The organism is Haloarcula salina (genome assembly GCF_010119195.1).
Lineage (GTDB): Archaea > Halobacteriota > Halobacteria > Halobacteriales > Haloarculaceae > Haloarcula > Haloarcula salina.
In genome coordinates, this window is the sequence record NZ_WRXL01000001.1 from 197,265 (window position 1) to 220,482 (window position 23,218).

Sequence of the window (23,218 nt, forward strand, 5' to 3'; positions counted from 1 at the left end):
GTCCGGTCGATGCGACGGCCTACGCTGCCCGGCCGCCGCTACTCGTGTTTCCCTCGTCGTGGCCCTCGTCCTCGTAGAGCACTTCAGAGACGTACTTGATGGTCGCGAAGTAAATCAGCGTCAGCGCGAGCAGCGTAACCGCGATGAGGCCGAGCGCGATCTGTGTCTGAACCATGTTCCAGCGTCCACCGTCGCGGCTCAAATACCTACCGCTATAGCATGCGCCGAAATTCCCCCAGCGGCGGGAACGACAGGGTCTCGCGCCCGCTCTCGTCCCAGACGCTCGGTTCCAGTCGGTCGGCGTCGGTGAGCAGCGGCGACTGGAAGTCGTCGGCGCGCATGTCGTTGACCTCGACGCCCGCGTTCAGCCTGTTGAACGACGGGAGCATCACGACCTCTGCGCCGCGGTACTGGTCGGTCCCCACGAGGTAACAGGGCCGGCGCTGGCCCTCGATGCGGATGGTCGGGTGGTCGTGGCCGACGACGTAGCGGTCGGCGTCGGTCTCGGGGACCTCGTGGCCGTGACAGACCACCGTGTCGCCGACGCGGTACTCGCGCTCGGTCGGGCCGTCCCAGACCGAATCGAGCATCGTGTCGTGGTTTCCCGGCGTCACCAGCAGGCGTGCGCCCGCCTCGCGACACGCGCTCCTGAGGCCCGCGACGGTGGTCTCGACGGTCCGGGGTACGGTCTGGAACGAGTGCAGGAGGTCGCCGGCGACGACGGCTTCGTCGGGGTCGTGGCGCTCGACGAGCGACCGGAACCGCTCGACCACGTCCGAACTGGAGCCGACCGGGAGTTCGAGCGAGCCGCCCGTCCCGCGTCCGACGTGGAGGTCGGCGACGACGAGCGTGTCGCCGAGGACGAGCGCCCGGTCGTCGTACGCGTCTGTCATCGCCGTCCAGTCGGTGCCGACGACGGATATATCGCCCGCCACGGTCGCGGCGGCCGTCCTGACGCTGTCGGTGGTATTTTTACCGGGGACCCCCGTGGGTCCTGTATGGTCGACGTCCTGGAGAACAAGCGGGCCGCGACGCGGTTCCGGGTCCTCGTGGAGATCGCAGAGCGCCAGCCCGCGGTGAGTCAGGGCGAGATCGCCGACGCCGTCGGCGTCACCAGCCAGGCCGTCAGCGAGTACATCCGCGAACTCGTCGACGAGGGGCTTGTCGAGAAGGAGGGCCGGTCGCGCTACCGCGTCACCAAGGAGGGCGTCGACTGGGTGTTCCAGTCCGCGACCGACGTGCGCCGGTTCGTCGACCACGTCACCGACGACGTGCTCGGTAGCGTGCAGGAGGACGCCGCCATCGCGACGGCCGACGTCGGAGAGGGGGAGACGGTCACGCTCTCGCTGACCGACGGCCTGCTGCACGCCGACCCCGGCGGCGGCGACGCCACGGGCGTGACCACGACGAGCGCGGCGGCGGGCGAGGTCGTCGGCGTCACCGGGTTCGAGGGCGTCATCGACCTCGATCCCGGCCACGTCAGCGTCATCCAGGTCCCGCCGGTCCGCTCCGGCCCGGTCGAGGACCTCGATGCGATCGCGGAGGCCTGCGCGGACGTGCCGATCGTCACCGCCGCGGGCGTCGAGGCCGTCGTCGCGCTCCGCGACGCCGGCGTCGAACCGACGACCCACTTCGCCGCCGGCGAGGTGGCCGCGGACGCCGCCTCTCGTGGGCTGGACGCCGTCGTCGTCGCCACGCAGGACACCGTCGGGCGCGTGACCGACGCGCTCCGGGACGCCAGCGTCTCCTACGACGTGACGCAGTAGGGGGAGGGACGCAGTCGCACCGAGTGGAGAGACTTTTCCCGACGGCAGCCGTCGCCCGAGCCATGAGCGACGACGACATCGAGACCGCCGTCGAGGCGTTCCTCAACGAGGCCGACAGCGCCTACAGCGAGTACGAGCAGGGGTACAGCGACGCCGACGCGACGCTTCGGCGACTCGAAGCGGCCATCGAGGAACTGCGGACCGCCGCCGACGAATAGCGCCGGACGCCACCGGCCGAACAGTATTGTAGGGCGAGCGTCATGTATGCGCCATGACCGACGTGGTCCTGGTCGACGGCGCACGCACCGCACACGGCGAACTGCTCGGAGCGCTCTCGGAGCGGACCGCCGTCGATCTGGGGCGTGCCGCGGTCGAGGGACTGCTGGACCGCACCGGACTCGACCACGACGCGCTGGACTGGGTCGGCCTCGGCAACGCCGTCCAGGCCGGCGTCGGCCAGGTCCCGGCGCGGCAGGTCGTCGTCGAGTCGCCGCTCCCCGGCGGCGTGGCCGCGACGACATTGAACGAGGCCTCGGGATCGGGTCTACGAGCCATCACGACCGCCGTCGACCGGATCGAGGCGGGCCGCGCCGCGACCTGCATCGCCGGCGGCATGGAGTCGATGTCGAACGCGCCGTACCTCGTCCCGGACATGCGTAGCGGCCGCCGCCACGGCAACGGCGAACTCGTGGACGCGATGGTCTGGGACTCGCTGTGGGACAAGCACTACGACGCCCACATGGGGACGCTGACCGAGGAACTCGCCGCCGAGCACGACATCGACCGGACGGCTCAGGACGAGTACGCTCGCCGGAGCAACCACCGCGCGGCCGAGGCCATCGAGTCGGGGACGTTCGGCGAGGAACTGGTCCCCGTCGAGACCACCGACGACCTGGTCACCGAAGACGAGGGGCCACGAGCCGACACGACGGTCGAGCAACTGGCGAAACTGTCCCCGGCGTTCGTCGAGGGCGGCACGATCACCGCCGGCAACGCGTCGAAGCTCTCCGACGGCGCGGGCGCGGTGTTGCTCGCCGACGCCGAGACCGTCGAGCGCGAGGGGATGGGCCCGATGGCCCACGTCGAGGACTACGCCGTGTCCTACCGCGACCCCGCCGAGTTCTCACAGGCCGTGGCCGACGCCGTCGGGGAACTGCTGGAGCGCAACGACCTCGCGGTCGCCGATGTGGACCACTTCGAACTCAACGAGGCCTTCGCCGCCCAGATGGTCTACGTCGCCGACGAACTCGGGATTCCGACCGAGAAGCACAACCCCCTCGGCGGCGCGGTGGCGCTCGGCCACCCCATCGGTGCGAGCGGCGGCATCCTCACGACCACGATGTTGTACGCGATGGAGCGAGAAGATCATCACCGCGGCGTGGTGGGGATGAGCGTCGGCGGTGGCGGCGCGATCGCGATGTCTGTCGTCCGGTAGTACCCGTCAGCGCCGAGGCGAGTGAGCGTCGGCGGTGGCGGCGCGATCGCGATGTCTGTCGTCCGAGTACCCGTCAGCGGGGACGAGAGCGAGCGGCGAGTCCCCCGTTGCAGTCGCTGTCGGTCGGCGTTCACTCGGTGTCGTTCGGCGTGATCCGTACCCTGACGACGTCCTCGGTCGCCGGGTAGTCGTACCCGTTGACCTCGGCGATGGGCGCGACGGTCCCGCGCTCGACGAGACCGACGTTCGCGCCGCGCTGGCGCGGTGCCTGGTCGGCCCCGACGCCGGGTTCCTCGTTGACCTCGGTGCCGGCGTCCCAGAGGCCGACCCGGTCGGTCACGTCGCCCGCGACTGGGGCGTTCCCGTCGCCGGAGAACAGCGCCAGCCCGGACGCGCCGCCGAGCGAGTAGAACAGGTCGTTGGACTGGATGAACATCGTCACCAGCGAGAGGTACCGCGTCGGGCGGCCGCGCTCGGCCGCGACGGTGAACTCGTAGGCGTCGCCGGGACCGATGGGTGCGGGGCCGTCGGCACCGTCCGGCGTGGTGAACGCACCGCTCTCGAGTACGGTATTACGGGCGTGCAGCGATTCGACGAGCCGGCCGGGCATCCCGTCCTCGGCGATCTCTTCGAGGCCGTTGTCGCGCTCGGGGTGCCCCGAGGAGAATATCGGCTCGTCGCGGGTGTGGACCGCGTACGCGCCGGGCGAGAGCGGGATCGCCGTCGTCCCGTCCGTGGTGTCGAGCGTCGACCCGTCCGAGACGTTCTCGATGCGGACCGTGAACGTCCTGCTCGTCGACTGTGCGTCGTTCTGTGCCGCCGTCGCGCCGATGCCGATGGCACCGAGACCGACCGCGGTCCCCGCGGCCAGGAACCCTCGGCGGCTCCAGCGGGCGTCGGCGTCTGTGGATTCGTCGGATGACATGTCGTCTCTGTCCCGGGTGGGACGACGAGGAAATCGCCGGAGACCAACATATCAATATTTCCAACTGTCGGTCGAAACACTCCCAACTCTGTGACCAGTTCGGCCTGACTCGGCCGGTCCGGGTGCCCCTGCGGCGGCGGAGTGAGGCGGCCGACACTGACGGCGAGACGACAGCGCCGGTCCCGAGCGCCGACCGCGGCTCGCGGAATCGGGAAGATTAATCGGGCCGGCCCCCCGCAGGGAGAGTATGACAGGGTTCTCTCGACGAGTCGAGCAGGTATCGATCTCCGGCATCCGCGAGGTGTTCGAGGCCGCGGGCGAGGACGCCATCAACCTCGGCCTGGGCCAGCCGGACTTCCCGACGCCGGATCACGCCCGCGAGGCGGCGGTCGAGGCCATCCGGAGCGGGAAGGTCGACGCGTACACGTCGAACAAGGGGACCGAGGAGCTACGCGAGGCCATCGCCGCGAAGCACGCGCGGGACAACGACCTCGACGTGGACCCGGAGGACATCATCGCCACGTCGGGCGGGAGCGAGGCGCTCCACATCGCGCTGGAGGCCCACGTCGACGAGGGCGAGGAAGTCGTCTTCCCCGACCCCGGATTCGTCTCCTACGACGCGCTCACGCACCTCGCCGGCGGGACGCCGCGGCCGGTCCCGCTGCGCGACGACCTGACGATGGCCCCAGAGACCGTCGAGGAGGCCATCACGGAGGACACGGCGGCGTTCGTCGTGAACTCACCCGCTAATCCCACCGGTGCGGTGCAGTCGCCCGAGGACATGCGGAAGTTCGCCCGCATCGCCGACGAGCACGACGTGCTCTGCGTCTCCGACGAGGTCTACGAACACCAGGTGTTCGAGGGCGAGCACCGTTCGCCGGCGGCGTTCAGCGAGTCGGGGAACGTCGTCGTGGTCAACGCCTGCTCGAAGGCGTACTCGATGACGGGCTGGCGACTCGGCTGGGTCACCGGCGCGAACGACCGCATCGAGCGGATGCTGCGCGTCCACCAGTACGCCCAGGCCTGCGCGTCGGCCCCGGCGCAGTACGCCGCCGAAGCGGCGCTGACCGGGCCCCAAGACCCCGTCGCGGAGATGCGCGAGGCGTTCGAGGAGCGCCGCGACGTGCTGCTCGACGGCCTCGAATCGATGGGGCTGGACTGTCCCACGCCGAAGGGCGCGTTCTACGCGATGCCGAAGGTCCCCGAGGGGTGGGTCGACGAGGTCATCGACCGCGGCGTCGTGGTCGTCCCCGGCGAGGCCTTCGGGGAGCACGGCGCGGGCTACGCTCGCATCTCCTACGCGACGGACCTGGAGACGCTGAAAGAGGCCATCGGAATCATGGCCGATGCGACCGAGGCGCTCCGCTGAGCGCTGAGCGGGCCGCTTGACACACTGTCAGTCCGACCACTGGGCCCGAATTTGGTACGGTCTCGGAAGGGAGTGCGAAGAACGGTTATGTCGGTCGCTGTCCTGTCTCCGACAATCCACCGTGTCACATGCGAACGAAACCGGAGCCGGGCCGTTCGGCGGGGAGAGACAGGACTATAAAACGGGCCGACGCAGTTCTCGGGAGGACAGAGGGATGGAGAAAGCGCTCTGGTATCTGCTGACGGCGACGCGCGGCGGAGCCAATCGAGCGCGCATCATCGACGCCCTCTCGGACCGACCGATGAACGCGAACGAACTCGCCGACGAACTCGACGTGGGCTACAAGACGATCCGCCACCACATGGACCAGCTAGAAGAGCACGGCGTGGTCGAGTCCGGCGACGAGGACTACGCCAAACTGTACTTCCTGACCGACCGCTTCGACAAATACCGCGACACGTTCGAGGAGATCGTGGAGAAGATGGACGAATGACCGAGCGAACGCGACACACTGCACCGTCGACGGCCGATATCGCCCCTTACGACGGGGATTCCGACGGGGAGGTGCACCGCTGATGGCGATGGGACCGCTCATCACCGCCGCGGCCGCCCTGGCCGCCGTCAACGTCCTCCTGTTGCTCCCGCTGGTGGGCGTCTGGGTGCGCAACTACGCGACGTTCCGGACCGGGCTGGTCGCCGGCCTGCTCGCGTTCGCCGTCGCCATGCTCGCCGAGAACGCCGTCGCCGTCTACTTCTTCTTCTCGATGCAGAGCTTCTACGCCGGCGACCCGCACGTCCAGCAGGCCGTCCTCGTCCTCCGGGCGCTGCAGTTCGTCGCCATCGCCGTCCTGAGCTACGCGACGCTGCGGTGAGCCGGCGTTGCAAGGCACTTCGATCCAACGCAAGGCATATATGTCATCTGTCGTATTTTTACACCGCCTCTGATGACTACCCGCAGGCAATTCTTCGCGCATCTCTTGGCCGCTGTCAGTGTCGGTATCGCCGGCTGTACTGCACAATCCGACGAGGTCAATCCGAGCGAAGAAGTGGAAGACTGGCATGAAGCTCCAGAGCAGGGGAGAGCTGACCCTGTACGAAGGGAGGTATCGATAGAAGAGACTTCAGACATCGAACGCACGTGTTACACCGAAGCCAGAGATGCCCTCTTGACCAGTATTAGAGAGGGGCATCCCTCTAGTGGAATTCTGGCTGGCAGGAACCCTCATTCTGCTAACGCGACAGAGTCCTTCCCACCAGAACATCAAAACCGACCGGTCCTATACGTCCATCGGAACCACCTCTTCGCTCCGAATGGAAGGCTACTAGAAACCCCGGACGGGGATTTTGATTCGCTCCGCAATAGGACACCGGCGAGAATCACGATGCAGATATCGACACCAGATACAGAACACAGTTGTGAGTTCCCGGTATACGTGGTTGACGTAGTGCAACAACAGACCTAACAGCACGTTCGTCCACACGGAGGGCCCGTCACCACTTGTTCTGTCTCCGCAATGCCGTCTGCAATCTCGTGCCGATGCGACCCGGCGGTGAGACTGCCGAAAGGTAATGCCGCTCCGGCCCGTATTTGGGGGTGGATGAAGCACCTCGCTCCGTCGAACGTCCCGGTGTACGCGACGCGCGAGCAACAGCGCGCCATCTGGGAGCGCTGTCGGGACCGGGGCCAGCCGGTGCTGGCGGTCCGCGAGGCCCGGCGCGGCTACATCGTCAGGTACGACCTCCAGCACCTGGAGTACGAACTGTCGGACGCGACGGTCCAGGAACTGCGCGACAGGGTCCGGTCGCGTCGCCCGTATCCCACCACGACGGACCCAATCTCCGAGACCGAGGGCGTCGGCGGCGAGGCCGGCCCGGTCTCCGGCGAACTCCACGCCCACACCGAGGACGCCGCCCGCGAACTGGCCTCGCACATCTCGGGGTTCGTGCTGGACCGCTCGAACTGGCGGTGATGCGAGCCAGGACCGACATTGAGCCCCCACACCCGACAGTACCCCAACAACGCGGACGAGTCTTTTTGCCACGCGCGTCCGTTCGTCCTGCATGGCAGTCAGCCGACACGACACGGGCGCGCTCGCGACCGGCCGGGCGCTGGCCTCACAGGTCCACCCGGTGTTCATGCTGCCGCCGCTGGCCACGTCGCTGTTCGGCGGCCTCCTCTCCGGCGGGTTCTGGCCACCGGTAGCCGCGCTCCACGCGGGGGCCATGTTCTTCGCCGTCTACACCGCCCACGTCAAGGACGGCTACGTCGACTTCCACGTCCGCGGCGAGGACGACGACCACCCGCTGACCGGCGGCGGCTGTCGCCTCGCGCTTGTCGGCGCGGGCGTCGGCTTCGCGGCCTGTACGGTCGGTATCTGGCTGCTCGTCGGCCCCGGAGCGGCGCTGCTGACCCTCCCGACGTGGGTCATCGGCTACACGCACGCGCCGCAGTTGGACACGAACCCCGTCGGCGCGACGATGGGCTATCCGACGGGCATCGCGCTGTCGCTGCTCGGCGGCTACTACGCGCAGGCGACGACGCTGACACCCCGAGCGGTCGGGTTGGCGGCCGTGTTCCTCGTCCTGCTGACCGGGGTCAAGATCATCGATGACGAGCAGGACTACGACTACGACCGCTCCATCCAGAAGCGGACGGTCGCCGTCGTGCTGGGGCGGCGGCGCGCGCGCCAGTTCGCGCTCGGGCTGTTCGCGGTCGGGCTCCTCGGCGTCGTCGCGCTGGCCGTCGCGCTCCCGGGAGTTCCGTCCAGCGCCGCGGGGGCCGCCCTTGCGTTCGGTGCCGTCGCAGTGCTCGCCCGGCGGGCGGACCCCGAGACGGCGACGATGCTGCTGATCCGCGGCTCGTACCTCCTGCTGGCCGTCCTCGTCGCGGCCGTCTGGTTCCGGCCGCTGGCGTAGGCCCCGGCACCGCACCGCCACCGCGACGACGCCTCGCCACTGTTTTCCGCGAACCGACCCTTGGCCCGACAATGACCTCCGTCGCCGACCACCGCCGCCTCTCGACCGCACCGCCGGCCGCGACCAGCGACTACTTCGCGCCCGAACTGCGGTCGATCGAGGGCTATCTGGAGACGGTCCCCGACGCCGTCGACGCGGCGGCCGGCGACGCCGCCTTCGGACCCATCCATTCGCTCCCCTGGCTCTACGTCGCGGACCTGACGGGGTGGCGCGGCGGGACGCTCGCCCGCCTGCTGGCCGACGAGCGCGACTGCCCCTGTTACGAACTCTCCGCGATGGCCGGCGACGCGCTTCCGGCGCTGTGGGAGATCGTCGACGAGAGCGGCGAGGGCCCCGTCGTCCTCCACTTCGAACTCCAGAGCGAGGGCGGCCCGGTCTCGCGGACGCTCCGGGAGGCCGCCCGCCGCGGGTACGCACACTCCCCCGACGGCTGGGACCGCCCGGTCCGGGGCGAATCGGCGAACCTCCACGTCGTGTTCACGGACACGGCACCGTCGAAGCGCCTGTCTGTGCCCTTGCCCGCCGCGACGACGCCGCTGACCGGTGCGGTCCTCTCGTACGCCCCGCGGTCCGGAATGGTCCCGGAACTCCCGGACGCGACGACGGTGCTGGACGATCCCCCCGCGTTGCAAGCTCGCGAATCGGAACTCGAAGCGTTCTTGCGATCGGCGCTGGGTGGGGACGGCGACGGCGAGCGGAGTGACGAGTACGTCGACGGCGCCGTCGAAATCCTCTCGATCACCCACTCGGCCATCGGCAGGCGGGACCTGCTGTTCGACGTGTCGCCGCGCGTCGCGCTGAAGTACGGCGGCCTGCTCGACCGGCTCTCGGTCGAGGAGGCGCTGGACCGACTCGGGCGGGACGTGCTGGCCCAGGTCCCACAGAGCCCCGGCAGCGAGGAGCTCCGGCGGACGTTGCGAGATCTGTTGTCAAAATAGAGCCGAGACAGGCCCGACTCTCAGACGCACTGCGCGTTCAGTGTCCGGTCGAGTGCGACGCCGGTTTCGGCTCCCGTCACCGTCACAGTGACAGTGACGACCGTCTCGGTGGTCGAGTTCGCGCAGGCGACCGCGCCGGAGACGGGCGCTCGCTCGCCGCTTCCGAGCGAGTCCGGCGCGCTGACCGATGTAAGGTTCAGACGGCGGTCGCCGGCGGATTCCGCCGCCGTCACATTGAGTTCGACCGCACCGTCGAGTCGATTCGCGACGAGAGCGAGCGTCACGTTCGCCGACGAATTGCGTTCGACAGCGACCGGTCGCGCCTGGACGCCGACGAGCGCCTCCTCGTCGTCGACGACGGCGACGCGGACCTCCCGCTCGGCCGAGACTGCAGAGTACGCGCCAGTCTGCGAGACGAGTGCGGTCGACGCGGTGATCGCCGCCAGCGCCAGCGTCACCTGCCAGAGGTTCACCGCCGGTTCACCTCCGGCGGTTCCTCGGTACTGCCGAGTCGGAGACGAGAGTAGTTCAGGAAGGTGTGGACGCCGGCAGAGAGCAAGAGCGCAACCGACACGGCCATCGCCAGCGACACGCCGGAAACCGGCCACAGGTTCCCCCAGGAGATCAGCGAGAGCGCGACAGCGATGCCGCCGAGCCCCATGTAGTAGAGACTCCACGGGATGTCGGCCCCGGGAACCACGTCCAGATACACCTGCAGGCCGGCGACGCGGTCATCGAGTTCGACCGTCTCACGAGTCGAATCGTAGCGCACGAATCCCGCGTCGTCCATTTTCGGCAAATGATGCTGATGCAACGCCGTCTTCACTCGCTTGGTCTCCGCTGAGGTGAGCTCCGGAACCGGTTTCTCGTTCTCCCAGGCGGCCACCCGCTCGGCGAGCTCCCTGAGATACACCTCGCGTTGCTGTTGCTTCAGGTAGTGAAAGACGTACCGCCGCCGCGTGTTGCTCAGCACCTCGAATACCTGTTCCTCCGTCAGCCCTCGATTTCCGTCCTGTCCACCACGTGCCCGAGACGAGTCTATCAGTGCCTCACTCATGCGATGATGCCACCACTCCGCGACCGCACTGTCACCCTCGGAACCCGGCGATATAGTTAGTGAATCTACATCTAAAAATAATCCAATACTATCGATAGTGCAGGACCCGCTATTCTATGGGCATGGAGAGTAAGGCCTGATTATTCCGGCCCAGAGTCTCTTTGCGCACCGAAATGACCCATTCCAGCGACGCAATCCGCCTTTGCACTGTGGCCCCTGTGTATACCAAAGACGTGACACGACGAGGGCCCTCACGAGCGCGCCCCTGCCGTGGTGTCGGTCTCGCGACTCTGTCGTCCGGGCGTGCACGGAGAAATATACGACCATGCAACGACGCAAATTCCTCGTCGGAATGGGATCGCTCGCCGCCGGATCGGCGGCCGCAATGGGTACAGGTGCGTTTTCGATTGTAAGCGCTGGCCGGGACATGAACGTGAATGTTACCGGAGACCAACAGGCGTACCTTCGACTCGATCCCTCGATAAGTCAGTACGGATCCATAAACAGTGACGGCCAGATGGTCTTGCAGTTTAACGGTTCTAACGGCCAAAACGGTGCTGGAATAAATGACGAGGCCAATACGCTGATACAGAACGTCTTCCGAATCGAAAATCAAGGGACGAATAGTATTAACGTCGTTCTCACCGGCCTAGATACCGATGCAGGCGGTGATGGTAACGGCGTCGATCCGATCACAGTCTACTGGACTGATGATGAAGTCGACGAGAATTCACCAGGATATGGCGAGATGTCTGTAATGAGTGGATCACCGAATCCACTTGGTGACGAGAGTTACGGAACAAGCACGGCTCTCCCAGTGTTAGCACCGGGTGACGATATATACGTGCACATCGAGTTCTATCTGAGTGACTCCGATACGCTCAACGATGTGAAAACGAATCCCGGCGATATTCCAGAGGAACTCAGTATCTACGCGCAAGGATACAACAACTGAGAAGATCCTGCATTTTATTACTGGCCTGAATCAACACATAACCCACATTTTTCTCAGATCAAAATACAGAATGTGTTCCAGTTACCAAAATCGGCGGTCGTAAGCAGATCATAGTGAATAAATTGAATTCCGTACGTTACGCGAATAGATGGCACTCACATCGCGCTTGGGGGCATTACTCTACGCTCTCGCCGTTTTGGCTGTGATATTTCTCGTCGTTGGCCAACTCCTCGGCCAGCCGATTCTCCTCGGGTTCGTTACCTCCGGCAGCATGGAGCCCACCCTCGACGAGGGAGACGGATTCGTCGCGATTCCGGCCGCCGTCGCTGACCCGGTCGAAGAAGGCGACGTGGTAGTGTTTCGCGCCGAGGAGATACAGGGCGGTGGTCTGACAACCCATCGAGTCGTAGAAGAGACGGATCGGGGATACATCACGAAAGGCGACGCCAATCCGTTCACCGATCAGGACTCGGACGAACCGCCGGTGAAAGACGAACAGGTCGTGGCCGTCGTCTGGCGACCGAACGGGGAGGTACTCGCGATTCCCGGTGTCGGGGCGGTCGTCACTGGAACTCAAGACGCGCTCCAAACGGTCCAGGTCCACATCGCCGCGGCACTCGGAACCCGCTCCCTACTAGGCGCACAGGGACTCGCCTACCTCTTGTTCGCGCTCTCGATAGCGCTCTACGCCGTGGATGCCTGGCGCGATAGGGGCCGAAACCGGACTACACGTGACCGCACGCGACAGTCCGGAACCAGCGCTCGCCTGCTCGTCGGCGTCTTCGCAGTGCTGCTTGTCCTCGGCGCGACGGCGGCGATGGTCGTCCCGGCCGGGCCGACAGAGTTCGGTATTGTGAGCGCCGAACGCGACTCGCCCGGCCAGCGCGTCATCGAGCAGGGGACCACGGAGTCGACGACCTACCCGGTCGGCAACGGCGGCGCCCTCCCGGTGGTGGTCTTTCTCGACCCCGGCGACGAGAACGTGGACGTCCAGCCACGGGAACTCAGGGTCGGACCGCGGTCCGTCGAGAACGCCACACTCACGCTCTCCGCGCCACCGGAGACGGGCTACTACCGCTACTTCGTCACGCAGCATCGCTACCTCGCGCTGTTACCACAGGACCACATACGCGCGCTCTATCACCTCCACCCCTGGGCACCGATCGTCGTCATCGACGCGATGGTGGGCGTGCCGTTCTACCTCGTCGGCGTATCGCTGGTCGGCAGCGGTCGGGTCCGCGACCGCTCACGGAGCGCGGGCCCCTCGCTGTGGGCACGCTTTCGGTGACCGGCCGGTTGCAGACGTGCGTTACTCTCTCGGACGCGATATATTCCGAGTATAACAAAACGGGACGCTGTCACCTTACCTCTCATGGGACACATGTGGCTCAGGGTGCGGGCAGTGCTGGACGACTGGTTCGCGGTCGCAGTCCTGGCACTCCTCATCGTGTCGGTCGCCGGTGGGTGGCTGACGTATACCGGACACGTCGATCCCGGGATGACGACGGAGCGCGAGACGGTCTCGGCGTGGGAGACGAACGGGACGTTCACCCACGCGGCAGTCGTCTCGGCGGAGAACCCGGTGTACGACGTGGGGACGGAACTGCGAGGCGAGTCGCTCTACCTCGACTCCATCGCGCCGGTCGTCGACGGGAGCTTCGTCTTCCGGTACGCGGCGACGGAGAGCGGGACGATCGACGTAAGCGTCGATCAGCACCTCAGGAAGCGGAAGGTCGTCGAACGAGGGACCGGGACGGTAACGGTCTGGGAGACGATGGAGCCGCTCGGGAATCGGTCGGTCGGCGGCGTCGAACCGGACTCTCCGGTCCGAGTGCCGTTCACGGTGAACGTGACGGAGGAGCGCAACGAGTCGGGGCAAATCGACGACCGACTCGACAATCCGCCAGGCGAACTGCGTGTGGCCGTGGTCGCCACGGCGACGCTCTCGGGCACGGTAAACGGGCGCTCGGTCGAACAGACTGTCACGTACGAGATGCCCGTCGAATTCGACGGCGGGACCTACAGCCTCAACGGGACTGCGGCGACGGATCGACACGAGCGCACGCGGGTCGTCGAATCGCCGCGAGACCCCAGTCCGGTCCAGCGGGCAGGTGGCCCGGCGGTGCTCGGTCTCGCACTTCTGGGACTCGGGGGACTACTCGCCTCGCGGACGCGAAACGAACTCTCTCTGACGGAGACCGAACGGGCTCGGCTCGCGTTCGAGAGCGACCGGGAGTCCTTCGGGGAGTGGATCCACACGTTCGATCTGCCGGCGGTGGCTGAGGAACGACCTCGCGTCGAGGCGGCGACGCTCGGCGACCTCGTCGACTTCGCTATCGACACGGACAACAGCGTCCTCGCCGACCCCGACGGGGAGCGATACGTGGTACTCCACGACGGACACTGTTACGTGTACGAACCGCCGACGACCGGAGGCGCGCCCGGAGAGCGGGCGACCAGCGGCGGCGACGGAATCGCCGGCCGACTCCGGTCGCTCGCTGGCCGGTCTGAATCCTCCGCTCGCGAACCGATCGAGGAAGACGGCGAATGAGCGAGCGACTTCGTTCGTCGGCGCACCGCGATGCTCTGGCACGAATGCCGCTCGATGAGCGGGTCAGTTCGCGTCGCTGACGATCTTCACGACAGCGCCTTCTTCCAGTTCCGTCTCGTCGCTGATCCGCATCCCCTCGCGGGCGTCGACGGCGTGGATGTAGCCGTCGCCGATGTCGGAGTGGACGGCGTACGCGAGGTCTTTCGGCGTCGATCCCCGGCGGAGTAAGACGGCGTCGGGGAGCACGTTCCCCTGGCCGTCGGTCCACTTCGACTCGTTCTGGACCGGATAGGCGGTGATGCGGTCGAGCAGGTCGTAGACGGCGGTGTCCATCGCCCCCTGGACGCCCGTGCCGCCCCACTCGGCCATGGCCTCGCGGATGCGGTCCAGCCCCTCCCGTTGCTGGTCGCTCACGTCGCCGACGACCTCGAAGTCGGGGTCGCCGGGGTCGTAGTCGACGACGCCCGCCTTCGCCGCGTTCCGTAGCGCGAGTTCGCCGTCGGCCGTGGCAGGGACGACGTGGTCGGCGGCCTCACGGAGGCGTTCGACGTTGCCCTCGGGCGCGATGTCGACCTTGTTCGCGACGACGACGAACGGTTTGGTGCGTCGGCGGATCTCGCTCGCGAGCGCCTCGCGGTGGTCGTCCTCCCAGGCGATGGGGTCCTCCGGGTACTCGAGGTCCCGGAGGGTGCGGGCCACGTCGAGTTCGGTCGCGCCGACGCCGGCCAGCAGGTCGACCAGCGCCTCGTCGAGGTCGAAGTCGGGCGAGCGCGACTGACGCTCGATGGACTCCCAGTTGCGGTCGACGATGCTGGCGAGCCAGAGGTCCATCTCCTCCTCGACGAAGTGCACGTCCTCGACGGGGTCGTGCGTGCCGACCTCGACTGGTTCGCCCTCGGCGTCGGTGCCGCCGGAGGCGTCGACGACGTTCAGGATCACGTCGGCGTTCGTGAGTTCGTCGAGGAACTGGTTTCCGAGGCCGCGGCCCTCGTGGGCTCCGGGGACGAGGCCGGCCACGTCGATGAGCTCGACCGGGACGTACCGCTTGCCGTCGCGGCAGTCGTCGTCGCCGCAGCGCACCTCCAGGTCGAGACAGGGGCAGTCGGTGCGGACGTGGCTGACGCCGCGGTTGGCGTCGATGGTGGTGAACGGGTAGTTCCCCACGTCCACGTCGGCCATCGTCGCCGCCTTGTAGAAGGTGGACTTGCCGGCGTTGGGCTTGCCGGCCAGCGCGATAGAGAGCATGCCACCACGTACCAGTGACCGCGGAAAGGGGGTTTCGGTTCGCGGGTCGTCGAGTCGCTTCCGACCGGGACCTCAGAACGAGCCCCGGTCCAGCGTTTCGAGGTGAGCGACCGTCCCGCGGTGGGCGTCGTCGTCGAACGACTCCACGCGGGCGAGGACGCGACAGCCGACGAGGTCCCGCGACCCGTCGACGAACGAGAGGCGCGTCTCGCCGACGAGGGCGTACAGGTCGCCGTCGGCCTCGTCGTAATCCGTGACGTACACCTCGATCTCCTCGCCCGCCTCGAAGGAGGGCGTCGTCGTCCGGAACGTCGCTCCGGCGAGGAACTGGTCGAGAATGCTCATACGCGACTCACCTCGTCGGAGCGGCGGTCAGTGGTGTACTCCAGCCCGAAGCCGGTCAGCGCCGACAGCAGGAACACGAAGAACAGCAGCCAGCCGTGGAAGACGAACGGCCAGACCTGAATGGGGTTGACTATCATCGCCTCGGTGAACCACTCGTACTGGTCGGGCAGGCCCTGCATGGTCGCGAAGCCGACGAGGACGCCGCCGGCCCACGGGAAGATGTAGCCGAGCGCCGAGGTGTTCGCGTCGAGGATGTTCGCCCGCCGGTAGCCGTTGATGTTGTACTTCTGGCCGATGCGGGCGATGTACGGCGCGATGGCGATCTCGGCGGCGGTGTTGATGGTGATCATGGAGTTGACGAAGGCGGTGCCGACCACCATCGTGGTCTCGGCGCTGCGGACGCCCGTGGCGACGTTCTCGAGCAGCCAGTCCTGGATGGCCGCGAAGCCGCCGCCGCGGATCATGATCTCCGAGCCGGCGATGATGAGGAGGACGAGCACGATGAGCGGGAAGAACCCGGCCGCGCCGCTGTACAGCGACCCAGTCACGCCGGCGTTGCCCGGGTCGACGATCTCGACGACGGGCAGGCCGGCGACGGCACCGGCGGCGACCGAGGTGTCGGGGACGCGAAACAGGAGCACCGCGCTGAGCGGCGCGAGGCCGAAAACGAGGTTGAACGCGACGGCCACGACCAGTCCCCAGGAGACCGCTTCGACGATGTGTCGCCCCATGACGGCGGTCACGATGACGACGAGCATCGAGAGGAGGTGGACCAGACCGGCCGGTTCGCTGTTCTCGATGAACAGGTCCTGGGCCTGCTGGGAGATGTCGAGGCCGGGCATCGCGCCGCCGGCGACGACGTACGCCGCGAACGCGAAGACGGCGGCGACGATGGCGTACTTGAACCGCGAGGCGACGACGCCGCCGATGTCGGCGTCCTGTGTCACCGCGCTCACGATGGTGGTGTCGCTCACCGGCGCGAGGTTGTCGCCGAAGACGGCTCCAGAGAGGATGGACCCGAACAGGAGGACCGGGTTCGCGCCGAGCAGGATCCCGGCCGGGAAGAACAGCGCCGTGAACGCCACCGTCGTCCCGTAGCCCGTGCCGATGCCGGTAGCGAGCAGCGCGGCGAGAACGAACGTGACCGCCGGGAACAGCGCCGGACCGACCGCGGCGGCGTCGGCCGCCCAGACGAGGCCGCCGACGAATCCGCCGGCCTGGAGCGTGTTCGCGAACATCCCCGCCCAGAGCCAGGCGACGACGGCCGTCGCGGCGACGCGCTTGGTCATCCCGTCGAAGATGGTGTTGGCGTAGTCCGTCCAGTCGCCCTTCACGAAGAACATCCCGACGATGAGCGAGACGAGCATGCCGGCGACGAGCCCGGTCGTGTCGCCGATCCTGAACAGGCCGCTCTGGACGATGGCCCACAGGACGAACAGCGCGATGGGCAGGACGCTCGTCCAGCGCCCGCCGTAGAACTCGATGCGATCCACGTCCGGCCCCGAGATCGCGTCGACCTCGGGCGACTCGTCGGAGGGTGTGTCTGCCATGTGTTATGACACCTGACAAAGACCACGACAGAGAGTGGCACAATAACCATTTCCCCGCTGCGAGGCGACGATCGGAAATTCGACCGCGAGACGGACGCGTTCAGGAGAGAACCGTCGCTACCGAGACGCTGGTCTCAGGTTCCGTTCCAGACCGTCGCTACTCGGTCGCCTCGGCGGTGTCCTCGGCCGCCGCGGACTCCCCAGAATCCCCGGTGGCGTCGGTCTCCGCAGAGTCAGTGGCGTCGTCCGCCGACTCGGACGGTTCGGTGTCGGCCGACGAATCCGCGGTCGCGTCCTCGTCGGTCTCGTCGTCCGCCGTGGCGTCGTCGGTGTCGGGCTCCGTAGTGTCACTGTCGCCTTCGAGCGCCTCGGCCATCTCGGCCATCGCGGCGGCGGACTCGTCCGGGCGGTCGAGCACCTCGTCCGTGTGCATCCGCATCTCGTCGCTGGCTCGGATCGTCCCGTCGACCGTCGCGTTCTCGTGCAGTTCGACGGTCGCGCCGGAGATGTCGCCCCAGATCTTCGCGCCGGGGCCGACGCGGACGGTCCCGCTCCGGGTCGTCACGTCCCCTTTGATCTCCGTGCCCCGGCCGACCACGAGGTCTCCCCTGGCGCGGAGGCTCCCGAAGACGACGGTGTCGCGGCCGACTTCGAGGGACTTCGCGCGGATGTTGCCGTGGAGTCGGCAGTCGTCGCCGACCGTCGCCGGCGTCGAGACGCGCCAGGCGTCGTCGGAGACGCGCGCGCCGCGCGGGACGAGTACCGGATCGTGGTCGTCGGCGTCGTCGCCGAGCATCTCCTCCATGACCTCCTCGGCCGCGTCCTCCTCGCCGATTCGGAGGAGCTGGGAGAGGTAGACGAACAGGAAGACGATGGTCGGCATCGGGTTCCGGATGACGATCCAGCCGTTGGCCTCGAAGCCGTTCTCGATGTCCACGTCGTCGCCGATGTCGAGGTCGCCCGCGACGCGGAGTTCCCCGCCGATGTGGACCCGCTCGCCGATGTATGCGTCCTCGCCGACGAGCACGTTGTCCTCGACGTCGCACCACATGTCGAGGCGGCAGTCGCCCTCGGCCTCGATGTGGCCGCCGAAGCGCACGCGCTCGTCCGCGATGACGGTCCGTCCGCGGACGCCGAACTCCACGGTCGACTGGCCGCCGACGATCACGTCGCCGTCGGTCACCAGGTCGTGTTCCTCGACGGTCGTCCCGTCTGGAATGGAGAGTTCGGAGAGCGGGTCGGAGCCGAGAGGCACACTCACATACGCGTGTTCGGTCGTCTTAAAGCCTCAGGGCGCGCATGACGGACGTCTGACGCTGGTCAGACGCGGCCCGTCGAAAGCTACGTTTTTACTCCTGCCGCACCTACCGAACGACATGACCGTGTTGTCGTTCGACGAGCAGGGCGTCGACGTCGTCTACGAGGGGACGGAGTTCCGCCTGGAGAAGGCCCTCATCGAGGACGCCACCCAGAAGTCCTACCCCGACGTGACCGACCACGAGGTCCTCCAGATCGTCGAACCGGACCCCGCGCTATCGGGCGAGCCCCGTCGGATCGCCGAAATCGTGAAGTGAGCGCGAGAGCTGGATATTTGTACCCACGAGGGATTTAAAACCCACGTGTGAACCATAGCCGTCGAAAGATCGAAACCCACCTCTGAGCACCTGAAAAGTGCGATTTTGCACTAATTAAGCGCGCGAGCAGTAGGCATTTAAGCCGCCAGCGCCCACTGGCAGATAATGTCAGACCCACGTATCGCTGGGGCGGGCGTGACGAACTTCGGGAAACACCCCGAGCGGACCGGCCGCGACCTGTTCGCCGAGGCGGGGCTGGAGGCGCTGGACGCCGCCGGCGTCGACCCGGAAGACGTCGAGAGCCTGTACTACGGCAACTTCATGGGCGAACTCGCCGAACACCAGGGCCACCAGGGCCCGCTCATGGCGGAAGCGATCGGCCTGGACGTGCCGGCCACGCGCGTCGAGGCCGCCTGCGCGTCCGCCGGCGCGGCCATCCGCGAGGCCGTCAAGACGCTTCGAAACGGCGAGTCCGAGGTCGTCGTCGTCGGCGGCGCGGAGCGGATGACCAACATCGGGACCGCGGCCGCGACGGACGCGCTCGCCATCGCCGCCGACGACCTCTACGAGGTCCGCGCCGGGATGACTTTCCCCGGAGCGTACGCGCTGATGGCCCGGTCGTACTTCGACCAGTACGGCGGGTCACACGAAGACCTGGCACACATCGCCGTCAAGAACCACGAGCACGCGCTGGTGAACGAACACGCCCAGATCCGCAAGGAGATCACAGTGGAGGACGCGCTGGAAGCGCCGACCATCGCCGACCCGCTGGGCCTCTACGACTCCTGTCCGATCACGGACGGGGCCGCCGCGGCCGTACTCACGACCGAGGAGTACGCCGCGGAACACGACCTCGACGCGCCGGTCGCCGTCACCGGCACCGGCCAGGGCGGCGACAACCTCGCGCTGCAGGACCGCCCGCACCTCGCGCAGACGCCCGCCGCCGACAAGGCCGCCGAGGAGGCCTACGCAGACGCCGGCATCGGGCCCGACGACGTAGACGTCGCCGAAGTCCACGACTGTTTCACCATCGCCGAAGTGCTGGCCATCGAGTCGCTCGGCCTCTACGAGCGCGGCGAGGGAATCTCCGCCGCGCGCGACGGGAAGACCACCCGCCACGGCGACCGGCCGGTCAATCTCTCCGGCGGGCTGAAGGCAAAGGGCCACCCGGTCGGCGCGACCGGCGTCGCCCAGCTCGCAACCATCGCGTGGGTGCTCGACGGGTCGCACCCGCGGGCCGACGCCGTCCCGGACGGGACGGTCGGCGTGGCCCACAACGCCGGCGGCACGGTGGCGTCTACGACCGTCCACGTCATGGAGGTGAAAGAATGACCGACCAAGCGCCAGACGGCGAGTACGACGCGTGGCTCGACAGCATCGAGGCCGGCGAGGGATACTACCTCGAATGCGGGAACGGCCACGGCTGGCTCCCGCCCCGCCGGGTGTGTCCACAGTGTCACGACCGGGACCTCTCGCGGGAAGGCCTCCCGGACTCGGGCGAGATCGCGAGCCACACCACGATCACCGTCCCGACGCCGCAGTTCGAGGACGACGCGCCCTACGTGACCGCCGTCGCGGACTTCGGCCCGGTGTCGGTCACCGGCGTCGTTCGCGGCGCGGACCCCGCGGACGTGGCTCTCGGCGACGTTGTCGGACTGGAGGTCGGCGAGCGCGCGACGACCGGCGACCGACTGGTCGTGTTCCGGCCGCGCTGACAGGGAGAAACGGAGCCGCGCGACCGAGAGGACCGCTCAGCCCTCGACGGTCACCGACGTGACATCTCCCCGGACCACTGAGACGAACTCGCCGGGGTGTTCGACGTGGGGGAGCAACAGCGAGTCGCCGAAGACGACGAGGCGCGCGTCCGCCGCCTCTGCGAGTTCGCGCCCCGCCGACAGCGGCGTGATGTCGGCGTCTTCGCCCCAGACCAGCGTCACGGGCACGTCGAGGCCCGCGAGCACCTCGGCGAGGTCCTCGTCCGGATCGAGGAAGCCGGAGACGAACGACGCCGGCGCGAACCGCGCGCCGGGCTGGTGGCCGCTCTTCCACTCGTAGTCGACGATCTCCTCTGTGAGGTTGTCCATGTCGTAGTAGCCGTGGTCGGCGTGGAAGTGCCGGATCGAGGGCTTCGAGACGATGAGGTTGTGGATGGCCTCGCCCAGGAGCGGCGAGCGGATCAGCGAGCGCCGCCAGACGTTCCGGTCGCCCATCGAGCTATCGGTCGGACAGATCAGGATCAGTTCGCGTACGTCGACCTCGCTGGCCGCGCTCGCGGCGTACGCGCCGGTCAGCGACGACGCGACGACCGTCGCGTCGGTGCTGTTGTCCTCGATGAAGTCGCGGACGAACGCGGTGAGCAGGGACGCGGAGTAAAGCAGCGGCGGTCGGTCGGTCTGCCCGAACCCGGGCAGGTCCGGCGCGAGGACGTGATACTCCTCGGCCAGCGTCTCGAACACCGGGTGGAACTCGTGGCTGCTCGCCGCGGCGTTGACGCCGTGGAGGAGCACGAGGTCCGGGTCGTCGGGGTCGCCGGCCTCAGTGTAGGCGACGTCGAACCCGCGCCAGCGGTACGTGCGCTGTTCGCCGGGCAACAGCGGGTCGAAGTCGTCGGCTCGCGAGCGGAGCAGGCTGTTGGCGGCGGCCGTCGCCCCGACCGCGCCCACGGCTGCACCGAGGGCCTTGCGGAGGTTCATATCCTGACGTACCGGCCCGGACGGGCTTATACGTGGGGGACGGTCACCGTCCGAGGGCGGCGAGAAACCGGGAGCGACAGTCGCCGCTGGCCCGAGCGGGCGTCAGCCGTCGCGACGCTCGGCGACGCACTCCCGGAGCGGTTCGAGCACCTCGTCGACGACGGTGTAGGGGTCGGTGTGGCGCTCCACCACGTCGTCGACGTAGCGCTCGATACCGCCCCGTCGCGCGAGCTCGTCTGCCAGCAGTTCGTTCGCGTCCTCCCGGAGCAGGGTCCTGATCTCCGAGGCGTACCGCTCGCGGGTCTGGCGCACTCGCCGGCCGGTTCGGTCGAGATAGTCCCCGTGATTCGCGAGCGCGTCGATGAACGCGCCGACGCCCTCGCTCCGGTTCGCGACGGTCTCGACGATGGGCGGATCCCACGTCTCCGGTTCGTCGTCGCCGTTGGCCTCCAGGGCAGTCGCGTCGCCGCCGAGTTCGGTCGCGCCGTGGTGGCCCGTCTCCGGCCGGCCGTCGCGGCCCTGCAGCATCTCGCGCAGTTGCTGGACGGTCCGGTCGGCCCCGTCGAGGTCGGCCTTGTTGACGACGAACACGTCGCCGATTTCGAGGATGCCCGCCTTCAGCATCTGCACGTCGTCGCCGCTTCCCGGCGGGACGAGGACGGCGACGGTGTCGGCCGTGCGGACGATGTCGACCTCGTTCTGGCCCGCGCCGACCGTCTCGACGATGATCTTGTCCTTTCCGAAGGCGTCGAGCGCTGTCACGGCGTCGGTCGTCGCCGTCGACAGGCCGCCCAGCGAGCCACGGGCGGACATCGAGCGGAAGAACACGTCCATGTCGCCGGCGTTCGAGGCCATGCGGATGCGGTCGCCCAGCACCGCGCCGCCGGAGAACGGCGACGACGGGTCGATGGCGATGACGCCCACGGTCAGGCCCCGGTCGCGGTACGTCGCGGCGACCTTGTCGACCAGCGTGGACTTGCCCGCACCGGGGCTGCCGGTGACGCCGATCACGTCGGCCGACCCGGTGTGCTCGTGGAGGTCGGAGACGATCTCTCTGTAGCCCGGCGAGCGGTTCTCGATCTTCGTGATGACCCGGGCGAGCGCGCTGTGTTTGCCCGCGAGCAGGTCGTCGACGAGGTCGCTCATCGCTCGGGCGCGTTGTCGTGGATGAAGTCGATCATCTCCTCCATCGACGCGCCCGGCCCGAATATCTCGTCGACGCCGAGGTTCCGCAGCTCGTCCTTGTCGTCGTCCGGGACGATGCCGCCGACGAGGATCAGCCGGTCGTCGAAGGCGTCGTACTCCTTCAGCCCATCGAGGATCTTCGGGACGAGCGTGTTGTGCGCCCCCGAGAGAATGGAGATGCCCACCACGTCCACGTCCTCCTGGACGGCGGCCTGCACGACTTCCTCCGGCGCTCGATGGAGCCCGGAGTAGATCACCTCGAAGCCGGCGTCGCGTAACGCCCGCGCGATGACGTGCGCGCCGCGGTCGTGTCCGTCGAGCCCGACTTTCGCCACCAGGCACCTGATGGTCCGTTCCGCCTGCTCCTGCTCGACACTCATGGCAACACCTACCACGTCGGGTGTTTTCATTCTTGCCCTATCGTTCGTGGGAAATCGGCGGCGGCGCGATCACCGGGCAGGCCAGTCACAGACCGTTCGATGTACGCTATGCCGGGAACAGCAGGTACGGGAGGACGAACAGCAGGAGAAACAGGAACAGGAGGACGAGTCCGTACCCCGCGAGGGTCCCCGCCGCGGTCAGCCAGGCCGGATGGTCGAACCGCTCGGTGACGGATGCCATACCGAGCTGTTCGGCGGGAACGGCAAAGTGGTT

28 protein-coding genes are annotated in these 23,218 nt (G+C 67.6%); 15 read left to right on the forward strand and 13 right to left on the reverse strand.

Going from position 1 to position 23,218, the window contains the following annotated elements; genetic code table 11:
* Nucleotides 1-19: 19 nt before the first annotated feature.
* Both GM656_RS18960 and GM656_RS01090 read right to left on the reverse strand, forming a co-directional pair.
* Nucleotides 20-175: a hypothetical protein gene (locus tag GM656_RS18960; RefSeq protein WP_174242912.1), complete on the reverse strand. Its 156-nt coding sequence runs from the start codon at nucleotides 173-175 to the stop codon at nucleotides 20-22.
* Nucleotides 176-212: 37 nt separating this feature from the next.
* Nucleotides 213-893, reverse strand: a complete 681-nt coding sequence (locus GM656_RS01090; RefSeq protein WP_162411800.1) for a metallophosphoesterase — start codon at nucleotides 891-893, stop codon at nucleotides 213-215.
* Between the two features lie 105 nt (nucleotides 894-998).
* On the opposite strand from GM656_RS01090, the gene GM656_RS01095 reads away from it, so the two are divergent.
* From GM656_RS01095 to GM656_RS01100, 3 genes are all read left to right on the forward strand, one after another.
* Nucleotides 999-1,766: a DUF7839 domain-containing protein gene (locus tag GM656_RS01095; RefSeq protein WP_162411801.1), complete on the forward strand. Its 768-nt coding sequence runs from the start codon at nucleotides 999-1,001 to the stop codon at nucleotides 1,764-1,766.
* 62 nt (nucleotides 1,767-1,828) lie between these two features.
* Entirely contained in the window at nucleotides 1,829-1,984 is a 156-nt protein-coding gene (locus tag GM656_RS18965) for a hypothetical protein (RefSeq protein ID WP_174242913.1), read from the forward strand.
* 53 nt (nucleotides 1,985-2,037) lie between these two features.
* Nucleotides 2,038-3,201 carry a thiolase family protein gene (locus GM656_RS01100; RefSeq protein ID WP_162411802.1) on the forward strand — a complete coding sequence of 388 codons (1,164 nt, stop codon included), beginning with the start codon at nucleotides 2,038-2,040 and terminating at the stop codon, nucleotides 3,199-3,201.
* 130 nt (nucleotides 3,202-3,331) lie between these two features.
* Here GM656_RS01100 and GM656_RS01105 read toward each other — a convergent pair whose 3' ends face one another.
* On the reverse strand, nucleotides 3,332-4,126 hold the full coding sequence (locus tag GM656_RS01105) for a spondin domain-containing protein (protein ID WP_162411803.1): 795 nt from the start codon (nucleotides 4,124-4,126) through the stop codon (nucleotides 3,332-3,334).
* Nucleotides 4,127-4,373: 247 nt separating this feature from the next.
* Here GM656_RS01105 and GM656_RS01110 point away from each other — a divergent pair, with 247 nt between their 5' ends.
* The 6 genes from GM656_RS01110 (at nucleotide 4,374) to GM656_RS01135 (ending at nucleotide 9,409) form a co-directional block, all read left to right on the forward strand.
* On the forward strand, nucleotides 4,374-5,495 hold the full coding sequence (locus GM656_RS01110; protein ID WP_162411804.1) for a pyridoxal phosphate-dependent aminotransferase: 1,122 nt from the start codon (nucleotides 4,374-4,376) through the stop codon (nucleotides 5,493-5,495).
* Nucleotides 5,496-5,709: 214 nt separating this feature from the next.
* Nucleotides 5,710-5,988, forward strand: coding sequence for an ArsR/SmtB family transcription factor (locus GM656_RS01115; protein ID WP_162411805.1), 279 nt, complete (start codon nucleotides 5,710-5,712; stop codon nucleotides 5,986-5,988).
* 82 nt (nucleotides 5,989-6,070) lie between these two features.
* Entirely contained in the window at nucleotides 6,071-6,367 is a 297-nt protein-coding gene (locus GM656_RS01120) for a hypothetical protein (protein ID WP_162411806.1), read from the forward strand.
* A gap of 726 nt (nucleotides 6,368-7,093) precedes the next feature.
* Entirely contained in the window at nucleotides 7,094-7,465 is a 372-nt protein-coding gene (locus tag GM656_RS01125) for a hypothetical protein (RefSeq protein WP_162411807.1), read from the forward strand.
* A 91-nt stretch (nucleotides 7,466-7,556) separates the two neighbouring features.
* On the forward strand, nucleotides 7,557-8,411 hold the full coding sequence (locus GM656_RS01130; RefSeq protein WP_162411808.1) for a UbiA family prenyltransferase: 855 nt from the start codon (nucleotides 7,557-7,559) through the stop codon (nucleotides 8,409-8,411).
* A gap of 71 nt (nucleotides 8,412-8,482) precedes the next feature.
* Entirely contained in the window at nucleotides 8,483-9,409 is a 927-nt protein-coding gene (locus GM656_RS01135) for a hypothetical protein (RefSeq protein WP_162411809.1), read from the forward strand.
* A 20-nt stretch (nucleotides 9,410-9,429) separates the two neighbouring features.
* Here GM656_RS01135 and GM656_RS01140 read toward each other — a convergent pair whose 3' ends face one another.
* Both GM656_RS01140 and GM656_RS01145 read right to left on the reverse strand, forming a co-directional pair.
* On the reverse strand, nucleotides 9,430-9,882 hold the full coding sequence (locus GM656_RS01140) for a hypothetical protein (protein ID WP_162411810.1): 453 nt from the start codon (nucleotides 9,880-9,882) through the stop codon (nucleotides 9,430-9,432).
* Entirely contained in the window at nucleotides 9,879-10,466 is a 588-nt protein-coding gene (locus GM656_RS01145; RefSeq protein ID WP_162411811.1) for a DUF7344 domain-containing protein, read from the reverse strand. Before GM656_RS01145 ends, GM656_RS01140 begins: the two co-directional genes overlap by 4 nt.
* A gap of 352 nt (nucleotides 10,467-10,818) precedes the next feature.
* Between GM656_RS01145 and GM656_RS01150 the strand changes: the two genes are divergently transcribed.
* From GM656_RS01150 to GM656_RS01160, 3 genes are all read left to right on the forward strand, one after another.
* Nucleotides 10,819-11,421 carry a hypothetical protein gene (locus GM656_RS01150; RefSeq protein ID WP_162411812.1) on the forward strand — a complete coding sequence of 201 codons (603 nt, stop codon included), beginning with the start codon at nucleotides 10,819-10,821 and terminating at the stop codon, nucleotides 11,419-11,421.
* A 148-nt stretch (nucleotides 11,422-11,569) separates the two neighbouring features.
* Nucleotides 11,570-12,709: a signal peptidase I gene (locus GM656_RS01155; RefSeq protein ID WP_162411813.1), complete on the forward strand. Its 1,140-nt coding sequence runs from the start codon at nucleotides 11,570-11,572 to the stop codon at nucleotides 12,707-12,709.
* Nucleotides 12,710-12,793: 84 nt separating this feature from the next.
* Entirely contained in the window at nucleotides 12,794-13,972 is a 1,179-nt protein-coding gene (locus tag GM656_RS01160) for a DUF5305 domain-containing protein (protein ID WP_162411814.1), read from the forward strand.
* 63 nt (nucleotides 13,973-14,035) lie between these two features.
* Here GM656_RS01160 and GM656_RS01165 read toward each other — a convergent pair whose 3' ends face one another.
* From GM656_RS01165 to GM656_RS01180, 4 genes are all read right to left on the reverse strand, one after another.
* Nucleotides 14,036-15,217 (reverse strand): redox-regulated ATPase YchF, encoded by a 1,182-nt coding sequence (locus tag GM656_RS01165; protein WP_162411815.1) that lies wholly within the window; start codon nucleotides 15,215-15,217, stop codon nucleotides 14,036-14,038.
* A 72-nt stretch (nucleotides 15,218-15,289) separates the two neighbouring features.
* Nucleotides 15,290-15,562, reverse strand: coding sequence for a DUF7513 family protein (locus tag GM656_RS01170; RefSeq protein ID WP_162411816.1), 273 nt, complete (start codon nucleotides 15,560-15,562; stop codon nucleotides 15,290-15,292).
* A complete protein-coding gene (locus GM656_RS01175) occupies nucleotides 15,559-17,112 on the reverse strand; it encodes a Na+/H+ antiporter NhaC family protein (RefSeq protein WP_162411817.1) in 1,554 nt (517 codons plus the stop codon). The genes GM656_RS01170 and GM656_RS01175 overlap by 4 nt, the downstream gene beginning before the upstream one ends.
* A gap of 157 nt (nucleotides 17,113-17,269) precedes the next feature.
* The gene (locus tag GM656_RS01180; RefSeq protein ID WP_162411818.1) at nucleotides 17,270-18,367 is read right to left on the reverse strand and encodes a polymer-forming cytoskeletal protein; all 1,098 of its coding nucleotides are present in this window, start codon (nucleotides 18,365-18,367) and stop codon (nucleotides 17,270-17,272) included.
* A 121-nt stretch (nucleotides 18,368-18,488) separates the two neighbouring features.
* Here GM656_RS01180 and GM656_RS01185 point away from each other — a divergent pair, with 121 nt between their 5' ends.
* The 3 genes from GM656_RS01185 to GM656_RS01195 all read left to right on the forward strand — a co-directional run bounded on the left by GM656_RS01185 (nucleotide 18,489) and on the right by GM656_RS01195 (nucleotide 20,401).
* Nucleotides 18,489-18,686, forward strand: coding sequence for a DUF5800 family protein (locus GM656_RS01185; protein WP_162411819.1), 198 nt, complete (start codon nucleotides 18,489-18,491; stop codon nucleotides 18,684-18,686).
* Nucleotides 18,687-18,851: 165 nt separating this feature from the next.
* Nucleotides 18,852-20,018 carry a thiolase domain-containing protein gene (locus tag GM656_RS01190; protein WP_162411820.1) on the forward strand — a complete coding sequence of 389 codons (1,167 nt, stop codon included), beginning with the start codon at nucleotides 18,852-18,854 and terminating at the stop codon, nucleotides 20,016-20,018.
* Nucleotides 20,015-20,401 (forward strand): Zn-ribbon domain-containing OB-fold protein, encoded by a 387-nt coding sequence (locus tag GM656_RS01195; RefSeq protein WP_162411821.1) that lies wholly within the window; start codon nucleotides 20,015-20,017, stop codon nucleotides 20,399-20,401. Before GM656_RS01190 ends, GM656_RS01195 begins: the two co-directional genes overlap by 4 nt.
* 36 nt (nucleotides 20,402-20,437) lie before the next feature.
* Here GM656_RS01195 and GM656_RS01200 read toward each other — a convergent pair whose 3' ends face one another.
* The 4 genes from GM656_RS01200 to GM656_RS19425 form a co-directional block, all read right to left on the reverse strand.
* On the reverse strand, nucleotides 20,438-21,379 hold the full coding sequence (locus GM656_RS01200; RefSeq protein ID WP_162411822.1) for an alpha/beta fold hydrolase: 942 nt from the start codon (nucleotides 21,377-21,379) through the stop codon (nucleotides 20,438-20,440).
* Nucleotides 21,380-21,481: 102 nt separating this feature from the next.
* Nucleotides 21,482-22,525, reverse strand: a complete 1,044-nt coding sequence (meaB, locus tag GM656_RS01205) for a methylmalonyl Co-A mutase-associated GTPase MeaB (RefSeq protein WP_162411823.1) — start codon at nucleotides 22,523-22,525, stop codon at nucleotides 21,482-21,484.
* A complete protein-coding gene (locus GM656_RS01210) occupies nucleotides 22,522-22,944 on the reverse strand; it encodes a cobalamin B12-binding domain-containing protein (RefSeq protein WP_162411824.1) in 423 nt (140 codons plus the stop codon). The genes meaB and GM656_RS01210 overlap by 4 nt, the downstream gene beginning before the upstream one ends.
* Nucleotides 22,945-23,050: 106 nt before the next feature.
* Nucleotides 23,051-23,185, reverse strand: coding sequence for a hypothetical protein (locus GM656_RS19425; protein ID WP_277815030.1), 135 nt, complete (start codon nucleotides 23,183-23,185; stop codon nucleotides 23,051-23,053).
* Nucleotides 23,186-23,218 lie beyond the last annotated feature (33 nt).

What these genes read in the sequence shown, in the direction of transcription:
- GM656_RS18960 (WP_174242912.1), bottom strand. Translation starts at nt 175, where the DNA reads ATGGTTCAGACACAGATCGCGCTCGGCCTCATCGCGGTTACGCTGCTC.
- GM656_RS01195 (WP_162411821.1), top strand. Translation starts at nt 20,015, where the DNA reads ATGACCGACCAAGCGCCAGACGGCGAGTACGACGCGTGGCTCGACAGC.
- GM656_RS01115 (WP_162411805.1), top strand. Translation starts at nt 5,710, where the DNA reads ATGGAGAAAGCGCTCTGGTATCTGCTGACGGCGACGCGCGGCGGAGCC.
- GM656_RS01210 (WP_162411824.1), bottom strand. Translation starts at nt 22,944, where the DNA reads ATGAGTGTCGAGCAGGAGCAGGCGGAACGGACCATCAGGTGCCTGGTG.
- GM656_RS01130 (WP_162411808.1), top strand. Translation starts at nt 7,557, where the DNA reads ATGGCAGTCAGCCGACACGACACGGGCGCGCTCGCGACCGGCCGGGCG.
- GM656_RS01160 (WP_162411814.1), top strand. Translation starts at nt 12,794, where the DNA reads ATGGGACACATGTGGCTCAGGGTGCGGGCAGTGCTGGACGACTGGTTC.
- GM656_RS01145 (WP_162411811.1), bottom strand. Translation starts at nt 10,466, where the DNA reads ATGAGTGAGGCACTGATAGACTCGTCTCGGGCACGTGGTGGACAGGAC.
- GM656_RS01150 (WP_162411812.1), top strand. Translation starts at nt 10,819, where the DNA reads ATGGGATCGCTCGCCGCCGGATCGGCGGCCGCAATGGGTACAGGTGCG.
- GM656_RS01125 (WP_162411807.1), top strand. Translation starts at nt 7,094, where the DNA reads ATGAAGCACCTCGCTCCGTCGAACGTCCCGGTGTACGCGACGCGCGAG.
- GM656_RS01100 (WP_162411802.1), top strand. Translation starts at nt 2,038, where the DNA reads ATGACCGACGTGGTCCTGGTCGACGGCGCACGCACCGCACACGGCGAA.
- GM656_RS01175 (WP_162411817.1), bottom strand. Translation starts at nt 17,112, where the DNA reads ATGGCAGACACACCCTCCGACGAGTCGCCCGAGGTCGACGCGATCTCG.
- GM656_RS01135 (WP_162411809.1), top strand. Translation starts at nt 8,483, where the DNA reads ATGACCTCCGTCGCCGACCACCGCCGCCTCTCGACCGCACCGCCGGCC.
- GM656_RS01165 (WP_162411815.1), bottom strand. Translation starts at nt 15,217, where the DNA reads ATGCTCTCTATCGCGCTGGCCGGCAAGCCCAACGCCGGCAAGTCCACC.
- GM656_RS19425 (WP_277815030.1), bottom strand. Translation starts at nt 23,185, where the DNA reads ATGGCATCCGTCACCGAGCGGTTCGACCATCCGGCCTGGCTGACCGCG.
- GM656_RS01090 (WP_162411800.1), bottom strand. Translation starts at nt 893, where the DNA reads ATGACAGACGCGTACGACGACCGGGCGCTCGTCCTCGGCGACACGCTC.
- GM656_RS01170 (WP_162411816.1), bottom strand. Translation starts at nt 15,562, where the DNA reads ATGAGCATTCTCGACCAGTTCCTCGCCGGAGCGACGTTCCGGACGACG.
- GM656_RS18965 (WP_174242913.1), top strand. Translation starts at nt 1,829, where the DNA reads ATGAGCGACGACGACATCGAGACCGCCGTCGAGGCGTTCCTCAACGAG.
- GM656_RS01155 (WP_162411813.1), top strand. Translation starts at nt 11,570, where the DNA reads ATGGCACTCACATCGCGCTTGGGGGCATTACTCTACGCTCTCGCCGTT.
- GM656_RS01190 (WP_162411820.1), top strand. Translation starts at nt 18,852, where the DNA reads ATGTCAGACCCACGTATCGCTGGGGCGGGCGTGACGAACTTCGGGAAA.
- meaB (WP_162411823.1), bottom strand. Translation starts at nt 22,525, where the DNA reads ATGAGCGACCTCGTCGACGACCTGCTCGCGGGCAAACACAGCGCGCTC.
- GM656_RS01105 (WP_162411803.1), bottom strand. Translation starts at nt 4,126, where the DNA reads ATGTCATCCGACGAATCCACAGACGCCGACGCCCGCTGGAGCCGCCGA.
- GM656_RS01200 (WP_162411822.1), bottom strand. Translation starts at nt 21,379, where the DNA reads ATGAACCTCCGCAAGGCCCTCGGTGCAGCCGTGGGCGCGGTCGGGGCG.
- GM656_RS01185 (WP_162411819.1), top strand. Translation starts at nt 18,489, where the DNA reads ATGACCGTGTTGTCGTTCGACGAGCAGGGCGTCGACGTCGTCTACGAG.
- GM656_RS01120 (WP_162411806.1), top strand. Translation starts at nt 6,071, where the DNA reads ATGGCGATGGGACCGCTCATCACCGCCGCGGCCGCCCTGGCCGCCGTC.
- GM656_RS01110 (WP_162411804.1), top strand. Translation starts at nt 4,374, where the DNA reads ATGACAGGGTTCTCTCGACGAGTCGAGCAGGTATCGATCTCCGGCATC.
- GM656_RS01095 (WP_162411801.1), top strand. Translation starts at nt 999, where the DNA reads ATGGTCGACGTCCTGGAGAACAAGCGGGCCGCGACGCGGTTCCGGGTC.